Consider the following 18,610-nt stretch of genomic DNA (forward strand, 5'->3'; position numbering starts at 1 on the left):
GGTATGCTCCTGACGGGCATTTTTATACTGATGTTTTCCGGGCTGACAACTGCTCAGGTTCAGATATTTCATCAGACGCCCGGCACGGTAACGGCTCATCGGGACGCCGTTTTGGGTCAGCATTTCAGCCAGAGTGCGCGCACCCGCAGAGCCCCGACTTTGGTTCCACGCCCGGCGTATTTCGCTGCACAACCTGACTCACGCCGGATTAACCGTATCGCATCGTTTTCGCCAGTACCGGTAACTGCTGCGGTTTATTTCCAGAGCAGAACACAGGCTGACAACCGTGTGGCTGTCACTCAGTCTGGCAACTATCGTGAACCGTTCAGCGAGTCGGACATCAAGAGCGCGGTAGCCTTTTTTAATATCGTATTTTGTTCCTCCAGACGGCGGACCTGCTTTTCCAGCTCGCGGATACGTTGCTGGTCTGGAGTAATGGGGGTGGCAGAGGGCGTAATCCCCTGACGCTCTCGCCTGAGCTGGCGTACCCAGCTCTCAAGCGTGGTAGAACCGACATTCATCGCTTCACTGGCTTGTCGATATGAGTAGCCCTTATCAACAATCAGTTGTGCACATTCCAGCCTGAACTCAGGGGTGAACGTACGTTTGGTTTTCTTGTTCATTAAGTCACCTGTTTTGTGTTGTGGTGAGAATATCACCTTTAATCAGGTGGCCAAATTTAGTGTGCCACTACACCGCGCGCATAGTGTTGACCTGTCTGCCATTGCCGCGTCCTGCACGCCCCGGCAGGCGTTAGCGGCGAAAAGGCACGCCTGGCGACCCGCAAAACTTACCGTTAACCCCAGCGTATTATCGCGCCGGGCGTGTCCCGTGCGCGTGGTGCAAACTGGCTTTTAAGCGAGAACGGCGAACCTTCTACGATCCCCGGCCATCAGACGGGCGCAACGCGCAGCCAGCGCTGGTCTTCATGATGTTTAATTTATAAAACAAAATTGAGCGCATGCGCTGAAATGCCGTATACGTCCGGGCAGGGCATTAATAGCAGTGATTGAAGCATTTTTTTAACATTTGACAGTAAGAGATTGAGCGGCTTAAAGATATCAACAGGATGGTATTAATTTAAGCTATCAATATAGATAATCGTCATTAATAAAAATTGGCTTACATAACTTAGCGGTTTTATGGCATGAATTAAATTTTTATTATCGGAAGGCAAAGTTGTTATCCTCCTGCGCATATAAACACGATAATTTCTGTGTGTAATTGGTTTTCATTTTAAACTGTTTGTTTTTTAAATGTATTTTCTGTTTATTTCGTGACGTGAGTTTCTCCTTTTTACATTGTTATGTTTAACTTATTTCTTTGTTTTAAAAAAAATTCTGGCCGTTTTTAATTGAAGAGTGAGCGTCAAACGACGGTCGACAAAAAAATTAATCCTTTTGTTTGTTATTCTGGATAAGCATTTTCGTGATCGCTTGCACAGTTACATCACGTATTTTGTTTTTTTAACAAAATCATCACAATTTCGCTTGACCCCGGCGTTACCGCTTTTATATTGACCGTATTAAATAAGAAACAAAGTTTCATATATGAAACAAAAGGCCTGGAGGATCGTGATGAGCTGGATAGGCGTGTGTGATGTAGAGCAGGTACAGGAAGACTTTCCTTTTAGCAGTAACGTTGAGGGTAAAGAGATAGGGGTTTATCTGGTCGACGGTGAATATTATGCGCTGGAAGATGTTTGCCCCCACGCTTACGCCCTGCTAAGTCAGGGGTTTGTGGAGGATGGCAAAGTGGAATGCCCGCTGCATGAAGCCGTGTTTGATGTCCGCACCGGCGCCTGTCTACACGGCCCCGGCGGGCGCAGCCTCAACCGCTACCCTGTGCGCGTAGTTGAAAACCAGATTCAGATAACCTTTATCCCGGAGACAGTGGAATGAGCATTGATATTATTCAGGATGTTAATCCTTCCTTGCCGGAAAACCGACAGTTCGCGCCCCCTAAAGAGGGCGGCAATGGCAACATTCACACGCCCGGCGCCTGGCAAAACATCATCTGGCAAACCCGCAGCCGCGTACCGGAAGCCTTTGAACTGAACCTGATCTGCGCGCTGGAGCAGCTTTTTGACGACGGCGCGCAGACGCCTGGCGAGCTGGTGGAGGGGCTTAACCAACAGAAAAACTACGACCAGCAGGGCGAACCGTGGAGTGAGGCAAGCTTCCGCGCTTTTTTGCAGGTTAACGGCTACTGAGGGTACAGCAATGACAACAACAGTACAGGAATATCTCGATAAAGGATTGCGCGGGCTGTGGTACCCGGTGCTGGCAAGCTGGGAAGTGCAGTCGGCGCCGGTGGGCATCACACGCCTTGGTGAGCAGATAGTCGTCTGGCGCGACAAAGACGGCCGGATTCAGGCGCTGGAAGACCGCTGCCCGCATCGCGGCGCGCGCTTGTCTATGGGCTGGAATCTTGGCGATCGCATCGCCTGCTGGTACCACGGCGTGGAAGTGGCTGGCAACGGCGAAGTGAAAGATGTGCCCGCTGTGGATCGCTGCCCGCTGGTCGGCCAGCAGTGTGTGCGCAGCTATGCGGTGAACGAGGCCCACGGCGCTATTTTCCTGTGGTTTGGCGTAACCGAAGATGAAGAACCGGCCGAACTGACCTTTCCACAGGAGCTGGCCGATGCGCAGACGTTTAGCCATTTCCTGTGTACTGCCGCGTGGAAATGCAACTACCAGTATGCGCTGGAAAATGTGATGGATCCGATGCACGGCACTTACCTGCACTCATCGTCGCACTCTATGGCGGAAGGGGATCGCAAGGCGGATATGGCCCTGCAACCGACCAAAGACGGCTTTATCTTCGAAAAGAAAGGCCAGAGCGGCGTTAATTTCGACTGGGTGGAATTCGGCGCCAGCGGCGCGTACTGGATGCGTCTGTCCATTCCTTACAAAAAACGCTTTGGGCCGGGCGGTCACTTCTGGATAGTTGGCATGGTAGTGCCGGAAGATAACGACAACTGCCGCGTTTTTTTCTGGCGTATCCGCCGCGTTGAGGGCTGGCAGCGCGATCTGTGGCGTTTTATGTATCGCAACCGTCTGGAAAAGCTGCACTGGGAGGTGCTCGAACAGGATCGCGTCGTGCTGGAAAGTATGGCGCCGAACGCCCGTGAGCATGAGTATCTGTATCAACACGATGTGGGACTGTCCCGCCTGCGCCGCATAATGCAAAAAGCCGCCAGCCAGCAACTGGCAAAGCGTGAAGAACATAAAGGAGCGGCCTGATGAGCGGGCTGCTTGACGGCAAGCGGGTTGTGGTGACCGGCGCAGCGCGCGGGCTGGGTTTTCAGTTTGCGCAGGACCTGGCCGCCCAGGGCGCTTGCATAGTGATGTGCGATATCCTGGCCGATGAACTGGCGCATGGCGCGCAACGCCTGGCGGCAGAAGGCTATAACGTTGAGCATTACCGTATCGATCTCGCCTGTGCGGATTCTATTGCCAGCGTATTCAGCGCTATTGGCGAGCGCGGCAGAATTGACGGCCTGGTCAATAACGCGGCGCTGGCGACCGGGGTAGGCGGTAAAGACATGATGGAGTACGACCCGCAGTTGTGGGATCGCGTTATGCAGATCAATGTGAAGGGCACCTGGCTGGTCACGCGTGCCGCTGTGCCTTGCCTTAACGACGGCGGCAGCATTGTAAACGTGGCGTCCGATACTGCTCTGTGGGGCGCGCCGCGCCTGTTGGCCTATGTGGCCAGCAAAGGGGCGGTCATTGCCATGACGCGCTCAATGGCGCGCGAGCTGGGGAAGCGACGCATCCGCGTTAACGCCATTGCGCCGGGGTTGACGCGGGTGGAGGCCACTGAGTATGTGCCCGCCGAGCGCCATCAGTTGTATGAAAACGGTCGCGCGCTGGCTGGCGCGCAGCACCCGCAGGATGTTTCCGGAAGCGTGGCGTGGCTGCTCAGCAATCTTTCGGAATTTATTACCGGGCAGCTTCTGCCGGTTAACGGCGGCTTTATCTTTAACTGAGTGGTACGGGAGCGATATGGCGAACGTTCAGGCGAGTAAATATCTGGTGCCGGGCCTGGAGCGTGGGCTTCAGTTGTTATTGACCTTTGGCGCGCAGCACCGCGAGCTGAGTTTTGCCGAGCTGCACCGGCTGGTGGCAATGCCGAAGGCGACTGCCTACCGCATAGTGCAGACGCTGGAGTATATGGGGTTTCTGGAGCGTAACGCGCGGACTAATACGTTTTCGTTGGGGATGAACGTGCTGCGGCTTGGCTTTGAATATATCGCTTCGCTGGATGTGGCGCAGGTAGGCCAGCCGGTTATTGAGCAACTGCGCGACAGCAGCCAGTGTAGCAGCCACCTGGCTATCCGCGACGGCCATGACCTTGTTTATATCGCCCGCGTCAGCGCCGCCGGCTCCCGGATTAACCAGGTGAGCATTGGCACCCGCCTGCCGGTACACCGTACCTCGCTTGGGCGCATGCTGTTGACGGATGTGTCGCGTGCCGAATTTGAACAACTCTTTCCCGATGAACGTCTGCCGGGCAACGCGCCGGGGCAGGTGCAGGAGCGCGAAGCGCTGTGGCAAATGGTGCTCCAGGATCGGGCGCGCGGTTATGTCATCGGTGAATCCTTTTACCGGCCCGGCATCTCCTCCATTGTCTATCCAGTGTTTGACCGCGACGGCCGGGTAGCAGCAGTGGTCAGTATTATGGTGCCCTTTGATGAGGTGCCGCACTCCGATCGCGAACGGCTGCGCAATGAAGTGAGATTTGCGGCGGATAAAATTTCAGGCTTTCTGGGTTACCTGCCAAAAGCGGGATAAATCAATAAGTTAAATAAAAGGCGCGCCGGGCGTCGGGCTACGCTTACGCCTGAATTCCGAGCGGCTGTTAACGAAGAGGCGAATTATCATGAGCGTAACGGGTATTGAGAAGCTGGAATTTGGCGTTGAAGATTTAGCGCTGAGCGCAAAATTTATGCATGACTTTGGCCTGCGTGATGACGGATCGCACCGCCGCTTCTCTACCCTGAGCGGCGCGCAGGTGGAACTGTATCCCGCGCATGCCCCCCAGTTGCCTGCCGCCTTTGAACAAGGTTCGACGCTACGCCGCATGACCTGGGCTGTCGCTGATGCCGCCGCGCTGGCCGCGCTGGCGCCGGCGCTGGCGACGCAGCCTGGCTTTTGCGAAGTCGACGGCGCGCTGGAATGTCGCGATCCAAACGGTATGACGCTGCGCGTGGCGGTCAGCCGGCAGCGCGAAGTGACGCTGGATGTTCCGGCTATTAATCAGTGGGGCGACCACCGTCGCGTGGATACCCCCAGTCCGGTTTATACGCGCGCTGAGCCTGTCAATATTGGCCATGTGGTGTTCTTCGTTGACGATCTGGCGGCGACCGAGCGCTTCTACCGCGATGTACTGGGCTTCCGGGTGTCCGATCGCTACATCAACCGCGCGGTATTTCTGCGCACCCAGGCGCGCGGCGGGCATCACAATCTGTTTTTGTTGCAACTGCCGCACCGTGGCCGCGGCCTTAACCACGTGGCCTTCACGGTGCGCGATATCCATGAGGTGATAGGCGGCGGCATCGCCATGAATAAAGAGCGCTGGAGCACGTTTATCGGCCCGGGCCGTCACCCTGTCTCATCGGCTTATTTCTGGTACGTCAACAGCCCGACCGGCGGCGCGTTCGAGTACTACACCAACGACGACTACCTGACCGAAAACTGGCAGCCGCGCGAGCTGGAGCACTCGCTGGCGTCGTTTACCGAGTGGGCCGTGGAGGGCGGTATCGATCATGACACCCGTCGTCAGCAAACGAAGGCGGAGGCGATATGAATTCGCGCATTGTCATTATCGGCGGCGGCCAGGCGGGGGGCTGGGCGGCCAAAACTCTGCGCGACGAAGGCTATCGCGGCGAGATTTGCGTTGTGGCTGAAGAAGCGTGGGATTTTTATGAGCGCCCGCCGCTGTCTAAAGCGTCGCTGCTTGAGGCTGTTCCCGTGCTGCCGCGTCTGTTTAGCGAAGCGGCCCAGCGCGCGCTGGACCTTAACTGGTATCGTCCGCAGCGCGCAGTGTCCATAGCGCGTGATGAGAAAGTGGTTGCGCTGGATAACGGCGAACGGCTGGCGTATGACCAGCTTTTGCTTGCTACCGGCGCGCGCGCGCGCCTGCCTGATAATGCCTGGCGGTCCCACGCGCAGGTCTACACGTTGCGCCACTGGGACGACGCGCGTCGCCTGAAGCAAAAACTGGCGCAGAGCCAACGCCTGGCGGTAGTGGGCGGCGGCTGGATAGGGCTGGAGATTGCGGCCTCGGCGCGTAATGTTGGCGCGGGCGTCACGCTATTTGAGCAGCAAAGCGCGCTATGCCAGCGTTCGGTTAACGCGGCGGTATCTGACGCGCTGCTGGCGCTGCACCGCGAACAGGGCGTTGATGCGCGCTGCGGCTGCGGGCCGCTTGAGCTGAGCGATGATGGCGGCAGGCCGGTTATTCATTGCGATGGCCGCCGTGAAACGTTTGATGCGGTGGTTGTGGGGATCGGCGTGGATCTGAACCTTGAGCTGGCGCGCGCCGCCGGGCTTAAGGTGGAGCGGGCTATCGTGGTGGATGGCCAGGGGCGCACCAGCGATCCGGCGATTTTCGCCGCAGGCGATGTGGCGCAGCACAGACGCTATGGCCTGAGCGTTCAGTCGTGGGCCTTTGCGCAAAACCAGGCGGTCGCGACGGCGAAAGCCATGCTTAACCCCGATGCGCCTGCTTACGATGAAGCCGCCTGGCTTTGGTCGGATCAATATCAACACAACATTCAGATCCTGGGCATTCCTGAACCGGGCAGCCGCACGCTGGTGCGACGTTCGCCGGGCAGCACGCTGTTTTTTTCCCTGAGCGCGCACGGACGGCTTACGCAACTGGTCGCGTTCAACGATGCGCGCACCGTCAAACTGGCCAAACGCTGGATGGCCGCCGGGCGGGATTTAACGGGGCTCCCCCTGGACAATCCTGACTTTTCACTGATGTCCCTGCGCTGAGGGAAGTCGCACCCAACAGGGGGTAAGCATGACCACCTTTGAGACAGACGCCGTGTCGCAAACGCCACGCGGCGAGGCCGCCCGCACGTCTGAACAGCCGGTGCGCTGGTCGGTGCCGTTGGCGCTGCTGGCCTGCGTACTGCTGGCTTTCTTTGACAAAATCAGCATTGCAGCGCTGTTTTCCGACGAACAATTCCAGCAGGCGATGGGCATCGGTTTTGACACCACGCGCCTGGGGCTGCTGATGAGCGTATTTTTGCTCAGCTACGGCTTTTCATCCGTGTTCCTGAGCGGGCTGGGCGACCGTATCGCGCCGGTCAAACTGCTCACAGGCATGATGGTGGTGTGGTGCGTGCTGATGGCGCTGATGGGAATTACCCACTCTTACGCCGGCATGATGGCGCTGCGCATCCTGTTGGGGATCGCGGAAGGGCCGCTGTTCCCGCTGGCGTTTGCCATTATCCGCCACGCTTTTCCGGCGCGCTTGCAGGCGCGCGCCACCATGATGTGGCTGCTTGGCACGCCGCTGGGCGCAGCCATTGGCTTCCCGCTGTCCATCTGGCTGCTGAACGCTTTCGGCTGGCAGAGCACCTTCTTTACGATGGCGCTGCTGACGCTGCCGGTACTGGCGCTGGTGCGTATCGGTCTGCGCCACGTGCGAATGCAGCCTGCGCGCGGGCGAGAAACCGCCAGCGCCGACGAGCGGCGCACGGCGCGGCGCGAGCTGTTCGCCAGCCCGCACTTCTGGATGATTTGCGTCTTTAATATCGCCTTTCTCACCTATCTGTGGGGCATTAACGGCTGGCTGCCTGGCTACCTGATTAAGGGAAAAGGCATTCATCTTGAGCACGCAGGCTGGATGTCGTCGCTGCCGTTCATCGCCATGCTGCTTGGCGAAGCCATCGGCGCCTGGCTGTCAGACCGCATGGACAGGCGCGCGCTGGCCTGTTTTATCTCAATGGCAGGCGCGGCGGCGGGGCTTGCGCTGGTGCTGAACCTGTCCGGGCCTTTACCCACGATTGCCGCTATGAGCTTTAGCACCTTCATGTGGGGCGTAGGCGCGCCGAATATCTTTGCGCTGCTGGCGAAGGCGACCCGCCCTGGGGTGAGCGCTACCGCAGGCGGCATATTCAACGGGCTGGGTAATTTTGCAGGCGCGCTATCGCCTGTGGTGATGGGGGCGCTTATTGCCTTTACCCACAGCATGGATAGCGGGCTGCTATTTCTGGTGGCGATTGCGGCGCTGGGCTGCGCGCTGCTGCTGCCGCTGCTGACACGTTACTGAGGAGAACAAGATGTCTGAGATAACTACCGTAACAGGCGAGGCTAATGTCAAGCCGGAAAACCTTTCTATGGCGGAGTGGGTGGAATCGCGCATTGCGCGCTTTGAAGGACGTAAATATGACTGGAACGCCCTGAAATTTCAGGCCGATTTTGATCCGAAATACCGCCGCGCCCAGATGCGCTATATCGGCACCGGCGCGACCGGCGTAGCCAGCGACGCCAACACGGTGCCAGCGGAGCATTTCACGTTCTCTACTATGGTGCTGCCGTCTAAATGTGAAGGGCCGCTGCATCTGCACGACGACGTGGAAGAAGTGTTCTTTATGCTGCGTGGCTCCATCACGCTGTCGATTAAAGATGGCGACCAGTATTACGAAACCGTGCTGCGCGAGCGCGACCTGATTTCCGTGCCGCCCGGCATCTACCGCGGGCTGTTCAATCACGGCGAAGAAGAAGCGCTGATGTGCGTAATGCTCGGCAATATGAAGCCGAATATCCCAACCTACCCGGACGATCATCCGCTGTCAAAAGTGAAACGCAGCTAAGGAGTAAGCGTGATCTGTTGGCGTGAAACAGGAGAGGGCGAGGCGCTGACGCTTTTGCACGGCATCAGCTCTTGCGCCGCCTCCTGGCATAAACAGTTTTCTGGCGTGGCAGGCTGTCGCCTGCTCGCCTGGGATATGCCGGGTTATGGCGACAGCCCGCCGCTTGCCGCCGCCCTGCCGATGGCCGCCGATTATGCTGACGCGCTGGCGACGATGCTGGAGCGCGCCGGCGTTGAAAAAACGGTATTGCTGGGCCATTCGCTCGGCGCGCTGGTGGCCTGCGCTTTTGCCGCAGTTTACCCGAAGCGCGTAAAGCGCCTGGTACTGGCCGACCCGGCCCAGGGTTACGGGCAGGCGGCGCCCGAGCGGCGCGAGCAGGTGTGGCGCAGTCGCCAGCGCCAGATAGCGCAGGGTACAGAAGCGATGGCAGAAAGCCGGGCCGATAAACTGCTGCGTTCCGGCGCGCGCGTCGGGGACGTGGCTACGGTCGCGGCGGGCATGCGGCGCCTGCGCCCGGAAGGTTACCTGGCTGCGGCCTGGCTTTTGGCAAATGAGGATATTCACCGTTGGCTTGCCGACTGGCGCGGGCCGCTTGAGGTGTGGTGCGGCGAACAGGATACGATTACGCCGCCGGAAAACGCACACGCTCTTGCGCTGCGCTGGCGCGCGCCATACCTGAGCATTCCACAGGCCGGTCATGCCAGCTATCTCGATAATGAGCGATTTTTTAATCAACAGATTGCACGAGTAATAAAAGAGGCGAGCGATGAATGCACTCATTGAAGGGCGCGTGGCGGTAGTGACCGGCGGCTCCTCCGGCATTGGTTTTGAAACCCTGCGCCTGCTGCTGGGCGAGGGGGCGAAGGTGGCCTTCTGCGGGCGTGATAACGACCGCCTCGCCAGCGCGCTGGCGGCGCTACAGAGTGAATATCCGCAGGCGGAGATACTTGCGCGCCGTTGCGACGTATTAAAAGAAGAGGAGGTAAACGCTTTTGCCGCTGAGGTGCAGGCGCGCTTTGGCGGGGCGGACATGCTTATCAATAACGCCGGCCAGGGCTTTGTGGCGCACTTTGACGAAACGCCGCGCGCGGCCTGGCTGCGCGAAGCGCAGCTAAAGCTGTTTGGCGTCATCAACCCGCTACAGGCGTTTTTGCCTCAGCTTGAACGCTCCGATATCGCATCGGTGACCTGCGTGAACTCGCTGCTGGCGCTGCAGCCGGAGGAACACATGATTGCCACTTCCGCCGCTCGCGCCGCGTTGCTGAATATGACGCTCACGCTCTCAAAGGAGCTGGTGGGCAAGGGGATTCGCGTGAACTCCGTTCTGCTTGGCATGGTGGAGTCCGGCCAGTGGCGCCGCCGCTTTGAGGCGCGTCAGGATAAAAGCCAGAGCTGGCATGCATGGACGGCGGATATCGCCCGTAAACGCGGTATTCCGATGCAGCGGCTGGGCAAACCGCAGGAACCTGCGCAGGCGCTGCTTTTTCTGGCCTCTCCGCTGGCGTCGTTTACTACCGGCGCTGCGCTGGATGTTTCCGGCGGCTTCTGCCGCCATTTGTGAGGACATGCGATGAAAAAGATTATGCTGATTGGCTATGGCGCGATGGCGCAGGCGGTGATTGAACGTCTGCCGGCCGGCGTGGCGCTGGGCTGGATTGTGGCGCGCGAGCCGCATCATGCCCACATTCGCAACCGTTTTGGCGGGCGCGTCACGCCGCTGCGCTCGCCGCAGGCCTGCGAGGCAGCGCCGGATCTGGTGCTGGAATGCGCCAGCCAGCAGGCGGTGGCGGAATATGGCGCAGATGTGCTGGCGCGCGGCTGGCATCTGGCGGTTATCTCTACCGGCGCGCTGGCGGATGCTGCGCTGGAACAGCGTATTGAGGCGGCCCGGCGTAAAGGCGGCGGCAGGCTGACGCTGCTTTCCGGCGCGCTGGCGGGGATGGATGGCCTGGCCGCGGCAAAAGAAGGCGGGCTGGAGCGCGTTACCTATCGTTCCCGTAAAAGCCCGGCCAGTTGGCGCGGCAGCTACGCCGAAACGCTTATCGATCTCGGCGGCGTGCAGGACGCGCAAATATTTTTTGAAGGCAGCGCTCGCGAGGCGGCGCGTTTGTTTCCGGCCAACGCCAACGTGGCGGCTACCGTGGCGCTTGGCGGCGTGGGGATGGACGACACGCGCGTTCAGCTTATGGTCGATCCGCAAACGAAACGCAATACGCACACTTTGCACGTTGAGGGCGGGTTTGGCGAGTTTCACCTGGAGCTGAGCGGCCTGCCGCTGGCGTCCAATCCCAAAACTTCGGCGCTTGCGGCGTTGAGCGCGGTACGCGCCTGCCGTGAGCTGGCGCAACAGTAAGGAGCGGCGATGGCACTACTTAATATCTGTGTCGGCGGCGAATGGCGCCAGGGCAGCGGCGAGATCATGCACAGCCGCTTTCCGGCGGACGGCTCCGTCAACGCATCATTGCATGCAGCCGGATTGAATGACCTGGAAGAGGCGGTTGCGCGCGGCGAACGCGCCTGGCGCGACCCGGCATGGCGCAACAGCCTGCCGCACCAGCGCGCGCGCATTCTTTCCCGCGCGGCGGACATCATTGAAGCGCGCGTGGAGGCGCTGGCGGAGCGCCAGACCCGCGATAACGGCAAGCCGCTGGCGGAAACCCGCGGCCTGGTGATGAGCGCTGCCGCCACCGCGCGCTATTTCGCCGCCGCCTGCGAATTGCTGGAAGGCGAACTTCCCACGCCGCGCATTGCCGATGTTATGACGATAAGCCGCTATGAGCCGCTGGGCGTGGTGGCGGCCATCTCGCCGTGGAATTCCCCGATCGCCAGCGAGATGCAGAAGATTGCTCCGGCTATCGCAGCCGGTAACGCCGTTGTTCTCAAACCTGCGGAAGCCACGCCGCTGATGGCGCTCGCGCTTGCGGAGATTTTTGAACAGGCCGGGTTGCCTGCCGGGCTGCTAAGCGTGCTGCCGGGCAAAGGTTCCATTATCGGCGACGCGCTGGCGCGACACCCTCTGGTACGCAAAATCTCCTTTACCGGCGGCACAACCACAGGCCGTCTTCTGGCGCACGTGGCGGCAGAAAAACTGATTCCCGTGTCGCTGGAGCTGGGGGGGAAATCCCCCACCATCGTGCTGGAGGATGCGGATATTGAACAGGCGGCGCGCGGCATCTGTTACGGCATTTTCAGTTCCGGCGGGCAGGCGTGTATCGCCGGCGCGCGGCTGTTTGTACACCAGAGCGTGTATCAGCCGCTGATGGCGCGGCTGCTGACGCTGACACAAGGGCTGCGGCTGGGGCACCCGCTGACGGCGGGCACCCACGTCGGCCCGTTGATTAGTCCTGAGCATCGCGAAAGTGTGATGCGCTATGTGCGCCTGGCGCAGGAAGAGGGCGGACGCGTGTTGTGCGGCGGCGAGATCCCGGCCGACGCCCGCCTGGCCGAGGGCAGTTGGTTTCAGCCCACCATTATCGAAGGGCTGACGAACCGGGCGCGGGTATGTCAGGAGGAAATTTTTGGCCCGGTGCTGGTGGCGATGTCGTTTAATGATGAGCAGGCGCTGCTGCGTGAGGCCAACGATTCGGTATTCGGGCTGGCGGCGGGTATCTGGACTCGCGACGCCGGGCGCGCGCTGCGCCTGGCGGAACAACTGGAAGCCGGAACGGTGTGGATTAATACCTACAAAGTATTTTCTGTCTCAACGCCCTTTGGCGGCTTTAAAGAGAGCGGCATTGGCCGCGAAAAAGGCATGCAGGGGCTTAAGGCCTGGATGCAGCAAAAGAGCATCTACCTGGCGACCGGCAATGGCGTCAACCGCTGGTGCGACTAACAATAAGGGCTGATGATGAGCGAGATGATTACCGTGGGCGAAGCCATTGCCCGTACCCTGGAGCTGTACGGCGTTGATACCCTGTATGGCGTGATTTCCATCCATAACCTGCCGGTCGCGGACGCTATTGGTCAGCGCGGCAGGCTGCGCTTTGTGCCGGCGCGTGGCGAGGCCGGGGCGGTGACGATGGCGGACGCGCACGGCCGGTTTTCCGGCCTTGGGGTGGCGCTGACCAGCACCGGCGCCGGCGCGGGTAATGCGGTCGGCGCGCTGGTGGAGGCGCTGAATGCCGGTTCGCCGCTATTGCATATTACCGGGCAGGTAGAAAAGGCGTGGCTTGATGCCGATACAGGGTTTATCCATGAAACGCGCGACCAGCTTGGCTATCTGCGCGCCAGTTCGAAGCGCGCGTATCGCATCAGCAACCCGAATCAGGCGGTTGCGATACTTCAGCGGGCGATTCAGGATGCGCAGACCCCGCCGTGCGGCCCGGTATCGGTGGAAATCCCCATTGATATCCAGGGTAAAAACATTCCGGCAGCGCTGGTGACGGCGCCCGTCGCGCCGCTGGCGGCCCCGGCGCTGCCCGAGCGCGCCGTTGAGCGGCTCTGGCAGCGTTTAAGCGCGGCGCGCAGGCCGCTACTGTGGGTGGGCGGCGGCGCGCTGAGCTGTGCCGACGCGGTACGAAAACTGGCGGACGCGGGCGTTACGGTAATATCCTCCACGCACGGGCGCGGAATTCTACCGGACAGCCATCCGCGCAGCCTGAGGGCGTTTCACAACTCGCCGTCGGTAGAAGCGTTAATTGAACAGTGCGATCTGACGCTTGTGGTCGGTTCACGCCTGCGCAGCAATGAAACCCGCTCCTGGACGCTGGCGCTGCCCGCGCCGCGCGTGCAGGTGGATATCGACCCCGCCGCCGCCAGCCGCAACTATCTGATGGATGAAACCCTGATTGCCGATGCCGGCGCGGCGCTTAACGCGCTGGCGGCGAAGGCGCAGGGGCGCGTCTGGGGCGATGCGGCGCAGGATGCGCAGATTCAGCAGGCGGTGGCGCAGGCCGCGCAGGCGCTGCGCGAGCAGTGCGGCCCCTATGCGGCGCTGAACGATGCCATTGAGCGCGCGCTGCCGCAGGACGGCATTCTGGTGCGCGATATTACCGTCTCCGGCAGTCTGTGGGGCAGCCGCCTGTTTCGGGCTAATGGCCCTCTGGGCAATGTGCATTCGCTGGCAGGCGCAATCGGTATGGGGCTGCCGATGGCGGTGGGTAGCGCGCTCGCAAACCCGCAGCGCAAAGTCGCGGCGTTGGTGGGCGACGGCGGCTTAAGCCTTAACCTTGGCGAGTTGGCGACAATGGCGCAGGAGAAGGCCAACATTACGCTGCTGATTATGAACGACGGCGGTTATGGCGTAATGCGCGGCATTCAGGATAAATATTTTGGCGGCCGCCAGTATTACAACGAACTGCATACGCCGGACTTTACGGCGCTTGCGCAGGCGATGGGACTACAGGCATGGACGGTCGCAAGCGTGGATGATTTCCAGCCGACGCTGGCGGAAGCGCTGGCTATGCCGGGGCCGTCGGTGGTGGAGGTGCGTATGGGCGATATTGGCCCGCTGCGCTTTGCCGGGCCGCCGCAAAAAACGCTGTACTAGGCTGTGTTCTTTAATCCTCATGATGCTGGCGCTGAGCGAAAAACCCGCTGGCAAGGCGCAGGGCAGAGAGGCCCTCTGTTTAAGCCCGGCAACGCAGTCAGCGGGTTTTTCGCACGCGCCCCGCAGGCATCCATGCAGGGTTAAGGGGCACAGCATGAATAGACAGGCCTATGCCAGCCGGTTAATCGCCGGCCGGCTTTTCTTATTGCCGGTTGAAATATTCGCCTGCGGGCGCGCGGCGGCAGACTTGTACGCCCCGTTTTTCGCGGCCGTTTTACCAGGCTATCGCAACCTGATTTTGCCTGAAGGCGGGGTGGCCGTTGCAGCCGCTTTACCTGCGCCGGGACGCGCGCGTAATGGCGTTTGGCGACGCCCGTGGCGTAGCTATCGGTTCAGCCTGGCAGCCCTTTATCCTGAAACGCCTGGCGCGTTGCGGCGTTAAGATCGTAACGGCCTGATGCCGAAGGCCTGACCCAGGCAATCTCCTGAAACGCTACATTAAACGTCACGTCGCGATTGGCGCTGATACAGTCAAAAATCAGAGAGAGCGTATAGCGCTTTTCTCTGGCGCCGTCCGCGCGCCTCGTCCCGAAATGTCCACGGGGCGATATGGACGATTTCCAGCGCGTCGCCCAGTTCTTCACGAATTTCCCGCCGCAGGGCGGTTTCACTGTTTTCACCCGGTTCCACTGGTCGGGAAAAACGCCGCGATCGTCAGCCATCCTGCAAAGCAGATAGTCGCCGTTGTTTTCAATAATGGGGCAAACAGTGATTCACTGACGCATGTCATCGCCTGTTGACAGACGGCCGCTGAGAAAAGCAAAACAGACGAGAGCTGGCGTGTATCCGCAAACTTCAGCTCTCGGCGGCCAGCGGCGCCCCGCAAGGCGGGGCGAAGCGGTTAGGGCTTTGGCGGCGGCGTCAGGCCGTCTGCGCGCATGCGGTCGCGGATATGCTGCGCGCGCGCTTCGGAGGCGGGATGGTCATCAAACATTGAGCTTTGGCGGCCCTGTTCCGCTTTCGCCAGTTTTTCAAAGCTTGTGACCAGGCCTGACGGGTTGATGCCGCGCTTGCGCAGCAGGCTGTAGGAGTAATCGTCGGCTTCGGTTTCCTGGCGCTGGGAAAACTGTGCGTTGACCAGTTGTTCACCCAGCGCGCCGAGTTCGGACTGAGACAAACTGCCGAGAATGCCGCCCGTAGAGGCTGCCGCCATGCGCACGGCATTGGCGCCCAGTGCGACCTGCATTCCTTTTTTCACGTGCCCAAGGGCGACATGACCCATTTCATGGCCGATAACCGCTTCTACTTCGTTATCGTTCATCATATCCATAAGCCCGCTGTAAACGCGGATACAGCCGTTCGCCATTGCAAACGCGTTGACGTCTTTGCTCTGATAAACCTTGTAATTCACCGCCTGACCATTGATGTTATCGCCGAGCGCGGCGGCGATTTTTTTCAGGCGCTGGGCGTAAGTGCTGCCTGCGGCGGCGATAGTGGCTTTACTGTCCTGTTCTGCGCAGGCCTGGTTACTCAGCGTCAGCACCTGCTCGTCGCTAAGCGAAAAGGCCTGAAAGGCGCTGGCGCCTGATGACAATAACCCGCCGGAATCCATATTCTGACAGCCGCTAAGCAACGTTGCGCCAGCAACGCAAAGCAGTATCGGACGCATTTTCATGGTCTGGTCTATCCCTAAATCAGTTATCGAAAAGTGAACATCGCCGGGTACAGGACCCCGCATCAGCACGAGTATAAAGAAGATAACCCCAGGGGTGGGAAAAATTTGTGCGACCTGCGATCGGATGCCGGAGATTTCCGAACGGGCGACAGGATACTCCATGTACATGACCCGCCGCTTGGGTTACATTGTTGAGCATAAATTCGGGTGTAGCCCATACCTGTGATATTTCAAGCCGTGGGTGTGTCTTATGGCGTTAACTGGCCGCTCAGCGCCCGGAATAAGCGAAGGTATATCGCTTCCGGCGACGGGACCCTTAACGACCACAAAGGCGCAGCCTTTAACCATCCGATTGGAGTTAAAATGTCTTCTCGTAAAGAGCTTGCTAATGCCATTCGTGCGCTCAGTATGGACGCTGTTCAGAAAGCCAAATCCGGTCACCCGGGGGCCCCGATGGGGATGGCTGATATTGCTGAAGTCTTGTGGCGCGATTACCTGAACCATAATCCTTCTCATCCTTCATGGGCGGATCGCGACCGTTTTGTGCTCTCTAATGGTCATGGCTCTATGCTGATTTACAGCCTGCTGCATCTCACGGGCTATGATCTGCCGCTTTCTGAACTGGAAAATTTCCGTCAGCTACATTCTAAAACGCCAGGCCACCCGGAAGTGGGCTATACGCCAGGCGTTGAAACCACCACCGGCCCGCTGGGGCAGGGCATCGCCAATGCGGTAGGCATGGCGATTGCGGAAAAAACGCTGGCGGCGCAGTTTAATCGCCCTGGCCACGATATCGTCGATCACCATACTTATGTGTTCCTGGGCGACGGCTGTATGATGGAAGGCATTTCACACGAGGTGTGCTCGCTGGCCGGAACGTTGGGGCTTGGCAAGCTGATGGCGTTTTATGACGATAACGGCATCTCCATTGACGGGCACGTGGAAGGCTGGTTTACCGATGATACCGCGAAACGTTTTGAAGCCTATGGCTGGCACGTAGTGCGCGGCGTGGATGGCCACGACGCAGACGCCATCAAACGCGCTATCGAAGAAGCGCGCGCGGTTACCGATAAGCCGTCGCTGCTAATGTGCAAAACAATAATCGGCTTTGGTTCGCCAAACAAAGCGGGCACTCATGATTCGCACGGCGCGCCGCTGGGCGAAGCGGAAGTGGCCGCCACCCGTAAGCAACTGGGCTGGCGCTATGCGCCATTTGAGATCCCTCAGGAGATCTACGCGCAATGGGATGCTAAAGAGGCCGGCCAGGCAAAAGAAAATGCCTGGAACGAAAAATTTGCCGCCTATCAGAAAGCCTTCCCGCAAGAGGCCGCCGAATTCTCCCGCCGCGTGAAAAACGAGCTGCCCGCGGATTTTGGCGCGAAAGCGCAGGCATTTATCGAAAAACTGCAGGCGAATCCGGCAAAAATCGCCAGTCGTAAAGCATCGCAGAACGCCATTGAAGCATTTGGCCCGCTGCTTCCTGAATTTCTCGGCGGCTCCGCAGACCTTGCGCCCTCTAACCTGACGCTGTGGTCTGGCTCGAAAGCGCTGAATGAAGACGCGGGCGGTAATTATATTCACTACGGCGTGCGCGAATTTGGTATGACCGCGATTGCCAACGGTATCGCCCTGCACGGCGGGTTCCTGCCCTATACCTCCACCTTCCTGATGTTCGTCGAATATGCCCGCAACGCGGTGCGAATGGCTGCGCTGATGAAGCAACGCCAGGTGATGGTATATACCCATGACTCTATCGGTCTTGGCGAAGATGGCCCGACGCACCAGCCGGTTGAGCAACTGGCCTCTTTGCGCGTGACGCCGAATATGAGCACCTGGCGCCCGTGTGACCAGGTTGAGTCGGCGGTGGCGTGGAAATATGGCGTTGAGCGCAGCGATGGTCCTACCGCGCTGATTCTCTCGCGCCAGAACCTGGCGCAGCAGGATCGTAGCGCACAGCAACTGGCGGATATCGCCCGCGGCGCTTATGTACTGAAAGACTGCGACGGGCAGCCGCAGCTTATCCTGATAGCAACCGGTTCTGAAGTTGAACTGGCGGTGGCGGCGTGGGACAAATTGTCTGCTGAAGGCATTAAGGCGCGCGTGGTTTCCATGCCCTCTACCGATGCGTTTGACAAGCAGGACGCCGCCTACCGTGAAGCGGTGTTGCCGAAAGCGGTAAGCGCGCGCGTGGCTATCGAAGCCGGTATCGCTGATTACTGGTACAAGTACGTTGGCCTTAATGGCGCGGTCGTCGGTATGACCACTTTTGGCGAGTCTGCTCCGGCAGAACAGCTATTCGAAGAGTTCGGCTTTACCGTTGATAATGTGGTAAGCCAGGCGAAAGCTTTACTGTAAGCGGTTGCTGTAGGCGGCGCTCGCCGCCCGTGACAGAGTAACAGAAACGGGAAAGGGCAGAGGCCAGCGCTTCTGCCTTTTCTTTTATAGATAAGATAGTCAGCGAGGCCGCATTTGATGATTTTCCGTAACGGCTGGATTTTTAGCGCGATTGGGCAGTTTTTTCACACAAATGTGAGCGCACGCCTTGCCAGCGATGGTCGGGCATGTCAGGCTGGCACGCCCCGCACGCCCCGCACGCCCCGCACGCCCCGCA

At 59.5% G+C, this 18,610-nt stretch carries 16 protein-coding genes and 2 pseudogenes; 15 read left to right on the top strand and 3 right to left on the bottom strand.

The window, feature by feature from the left end:
* Positions 1-659, bottom strand: a pseudogene (locus JJB97_RS16085) (transposase); the annotation flags it as partial.
* A 918-nt stretch (positions 660-1,577) separates the two neighbouring features.
* Here JJB97_RS16085 and JJB97_RS16090 point away from each other — a divergent pair.
* From JJB97_RS16090 to JJB97_RS16155, 14 genes are all read left to right on the top strand, one after another.
* Positions 1,578-1,901 carry a Rieske (2Fe-2S) protein gene (locus tag JJB97_RS16090; protein ID WP_238715090.1) on the top strand — a complete coding sequence of 108 codons (324 nt, stop codon included), beginning with the start codon at positions 1,578-1,580 and terminating at the stop codon, positions 1,899-1,901.
* Entirely contained in the window at positions 1,898-2,212 is a 315-nt protein-coding gene (locus JJB97_RS16095; RefSeq protein ID WP_238715091.1) for a recombinase-like helix-turn-helix domain-containing protein, read from the top strand. The genes JJB97_RS16090 and JJB97_RS16095 overlap by 4 nt, the downstream gene beginning before the upstream one ends.
* Before the next feature lie 10 nt (positions 2,213-2,222).
* A complete protein-coding gene (locus JJB97_RS16100; RefSeq protein ID WP_238715092.1) occupies positions 2,223-3,245 on the top strand; it encodes an aromatic ring-hydroxylating oxygenase subunit alpha in 1,023 nt (340 codons plus the stop codon).
* A complete protein-coding gene (locus tag JJB97_RS16105; RefSeq protein WP_238715093.1) occupies positions 3,245-3,994 on the top strand; it encodes an SDR family oxidoreductase in 750 nt (249 codons plus the stop codon). The genes JJB97_RS16100 and JJB97_RS16105 overlap by 1 nt, the downstream gene beginning before the upstream one ends.
* Positions 3,995-4,010: 16 nt before the next feature.
* Positions 4,011-4,799, top strand: a complete 789-nt coding sequence (locus JJB97_RS16110; RefSeq protein WP_238715094.1) for an IclR family transcriptional regulator — start codon at positions 4,011-4,013, stop codon at positions 4,797-4,799.
* A gap of 88 nt (positions 4,800-4,887) precedes the next feature.
* Positions 4,888-5,814, top strand: coding sequence for a VOC family protein (locus tag JJB97_RS16115; RefSeq protein ID WP_238715095.1), 927 nt, complete (start codon positions 4,888-4,890; stop codon positions 5,812-5,814).
* Positions 5,811-7,007 (top strand): NAD(P)/FAD-dependent oxidoreductase, encoded by a 1,197-nt coding sequence (locus JJB97_RS16120; protein WP_238715096.1) that lies wholly within the window; start codon positions 5,811-5,813, stop codon positions 7,005-7,007. Before JJB97_RS16115 ends, JJB97_RS16120 begins: the two co-directional genes overlap by 4 nt.
* Positions 7,008-7,035: 28 nt before the next feature.
* Positions 7,036-8,292 carry an MFS transporter gene (locus tag JJB97_RS16125; RefSeq protein WP_238715097.1) on the top strand — a complete coding sequence of 419 codons (1,257 nt, stop codon included), beginning with the start codon at positions 7,036-7,038 and terminating at the stop codon, positions 8,290-8,292.
* A gap of 10 nt (positions 8,293-8,302) precedes the next feature.
* The gene (locus JJB97_RS16130) at positions 8,303-8,836 is read left to right on the top strand and encodes a cupin domain-containing protein (protein ID WP_238715098.1); all 534 of its coding nucleotides are present in this window, start codon (positions 8,303-8,305) and stop codon (positions 8,834-8,836) included.
* Between the two features lie 9 nt (positions 8,837-8,845).
* Positions 8,846-9,619 (top strand): alpha/beta fold hydrolase, encoded by a 774-nt coding sequence (locus JJB97_RS16135; protein WP_238715099.1) that lies wholly within the window; start codon positions 8,846-8,848, stop codon positions 9,617-9,619.
* The gene (locus tag JJB97_RS16140; RefSeq protein WP_238715100.1) at positions 9,603-10,397 is read left to right on the top strand and encodes an SDR family oxidoreductase; all 795 of its coding nucleotides are present in this window, start codon (positions 9,603-9,605) and stop codon (positions 10,395-10,397) included. The genes JJB97_RS16135 and JJB97_RS16140 overlap by 17 nt, the downstream gene beginning before the upstream one ends.
* Before the next feature lie 9 nt (positions 10,398-10,406).
* Positions 10,407-11,189: an aspartate dehydrogenase gene (locus JJB97_RS16145; RefSeq protein ID WP_238715101.1), complete on the top strand. Its 783-nt coding sequence runs from the start codon at positions 10,407-10,409 to the stop codon at positions 11,187-11,189.
* A gap of 9 nt (positions 11,190-11,198) precedes the next feature.
* Complete coding sequence (locus JJB97_RS16150) at positions 11,199-12,668, top strand: aldehyde dehydrogenase (RefSeq protein WP_238715102.1); 1,470 nt, start codon at positions 11,199-11,201, stop codon at positions 12,666-12,668.
* Positions 12,669-12,683: 15 nt separating this feature from the next.
* Positions 12,684-14,324, top strand: a complete 1,641-nt coding sequence (locus JJB97_RS16155) for a thiamine pyrophosphate-binding protein (protein WP_238715105.1) — start codon at positions 12,684-12,686, stop codon at positions 14,322-14,324.
* A gap of 392 nt (positions 14,325-14,716) precedes the next feature.
* Here JJB97_RS16155 and nudI read toward each other — a convergent pair.
* Positions 14,717-15,097, bottom strand: a pseudogene (gene nudI, locus JJB97_RS16160) (nucleoside triphosphatase NudI).
* A 128-nt stretch (positions 15,098-15,225) separates the two neighbouring features.
* Positions 15,226-15,999: a metalloprotease LoiP gene (gene loiP / locus JJB97_RS16165; RefSeq protein ID WP_238715103.1), complete on the bottom strand. Its 774-nt coding sequence runs from the start codon at positions 15,997-15,999 to the stop codon at positions 15,226-15,228.
* A 363-nt stretch (positions 16,000-16,362) separates the two neighbouring features.
* Between loiP and tkt the strand changes: the two genes are divergently transcribed.
* Positions 16,363-18,354, top strand: a complete 1,992-nt coding sequence (gene tkt / locus JJB97_RS16170; protein WP_238715104.1) for a transketolase — start codon at positions 16,363-16,365, stop codon at positions 18,352-18,354.
* The last annotated feature ends 256 nt before the right edge of the window (positions 18,355-18,610 follow it).

This window comes from Tenebrionibacter intestinalis, from assembly GCF_016632365.1.
GTDB classification, from domain to species: domain Bacteria; phylum Pseudomonadota; class Gammaproteobacteria; order Enterobacterales; family Enterobacteriaceae; genus Tenebrionibacter; species Tenebrionibacter intestinalis.

Excerpts from the sequence above, each read along its gene's own strand:
- JJB97_RS16090 (WP_238715090.1), top strand. The coding sequence starts at position 1,578 with ATGAGCTGGATAGGCGTGTGTGATGTAGAGCAGGTACAGGAAGACTTT.
- JJB97_RS16095 (WP_238715091.1), top strand. The coding sequence starts at position 1,898 with ATGAGCATTGATATTATTCAGGATGTTAATCCTTCCTTGCCGGAAAAC.
- JJB97_RS16100 (WP_238715092.1), top strand. The coding sequence starts at position 2,223 with ATGACAACAACAGTACAGGAATATCTCGATAAAGGATTGCGCGGGCTG.
- JJB97_RS16105 (WP_238715093.1), top strand. The coding sequence starts at position 3,245 with ATGAGCGGGCTGCTTGACGGCAAGCGGGTTGTGGTGACCGGCGCAGCG.
- JJB97_RS16110 (WP_238715094.1), top strand. The coding sequence starts at position 4,011 with ATGGCGAACGTTCAGGCGAGTAAATATCTGGTGCCGGGCCTGGAGCGT.
- JJB97_RS16115 (WP_238715095.1), top strand. The coding sequence starts at position 4,888 with ATGAGCGTAACGGGTATTGAGAAGCTGGAATTTGGCGTTGAAGATTTA.
- JJB97_RS16120 (WP_238715096.1), top strand. The coding sequence starts at position 5,811 with ATGAATTCGCGCATTGTCATTATCGGCGGCGGCCAGGCGGGGGGCTGG.
- JJB97_RS16125 (WP_238715097.1), top strand. The coding sequence starts at position 7,036 with ATGACCACCTTTGAGACAGACGCCGTGTCGCAAACGCCACGCGGCGAG.
- JJB97_RS16130 (WP_238715098.1), top strand. The coding sequence starts at position 8,303 with ATGTCTGAGATAACTACCGTAACAGGCGAGGCTAATGTCAAGCCGGAA.
- JJB97_RS16140 (WP_238715100.1), top strand. The coding sequence starts at position 9,603 with ATGAATGCACTCATTGAAGGGCGCGTGGCGGTAGTGACCGGCGGCTCC.
- JJB97_RS16145 (WP_238715101.1), top strand. The coding sequence starts at position 10,407 with ATGAAAAAGATTATGCTGATTGGCTATGGCGCGATGGCGCAGGCGGTG.
- JJB97_RS16150 (WP_238715102.1), top strand. The coding sequence starts at position 11,199 with ATGGCACTACTTAATATCTGTGTCGGCGGCGAATGGCGCCAGGGCAGC.
- JJB97_RS16155 (WP_238715105.1), top strand. The coding sequence starts at position 12,684 with ATGAGCGAGATGATTACCGTGGGCGAAGCCATTGCCCGTACCCTGGAG.
- loiP (WP_238715103.1), bottom strand. The coding sequence starts at position 15,999 with ATGAAAATGCGTCCGATACTGCTTTGCGTTGCTGGCGCAACGTTGCTT.
- tkt (WP_238715104.1), top strand. The coding sequence starts at position 16,363 with ATGTCTTCTCGTAAAGAGCTTGCTAATGCCATTCGTGCGCTCAGTATG.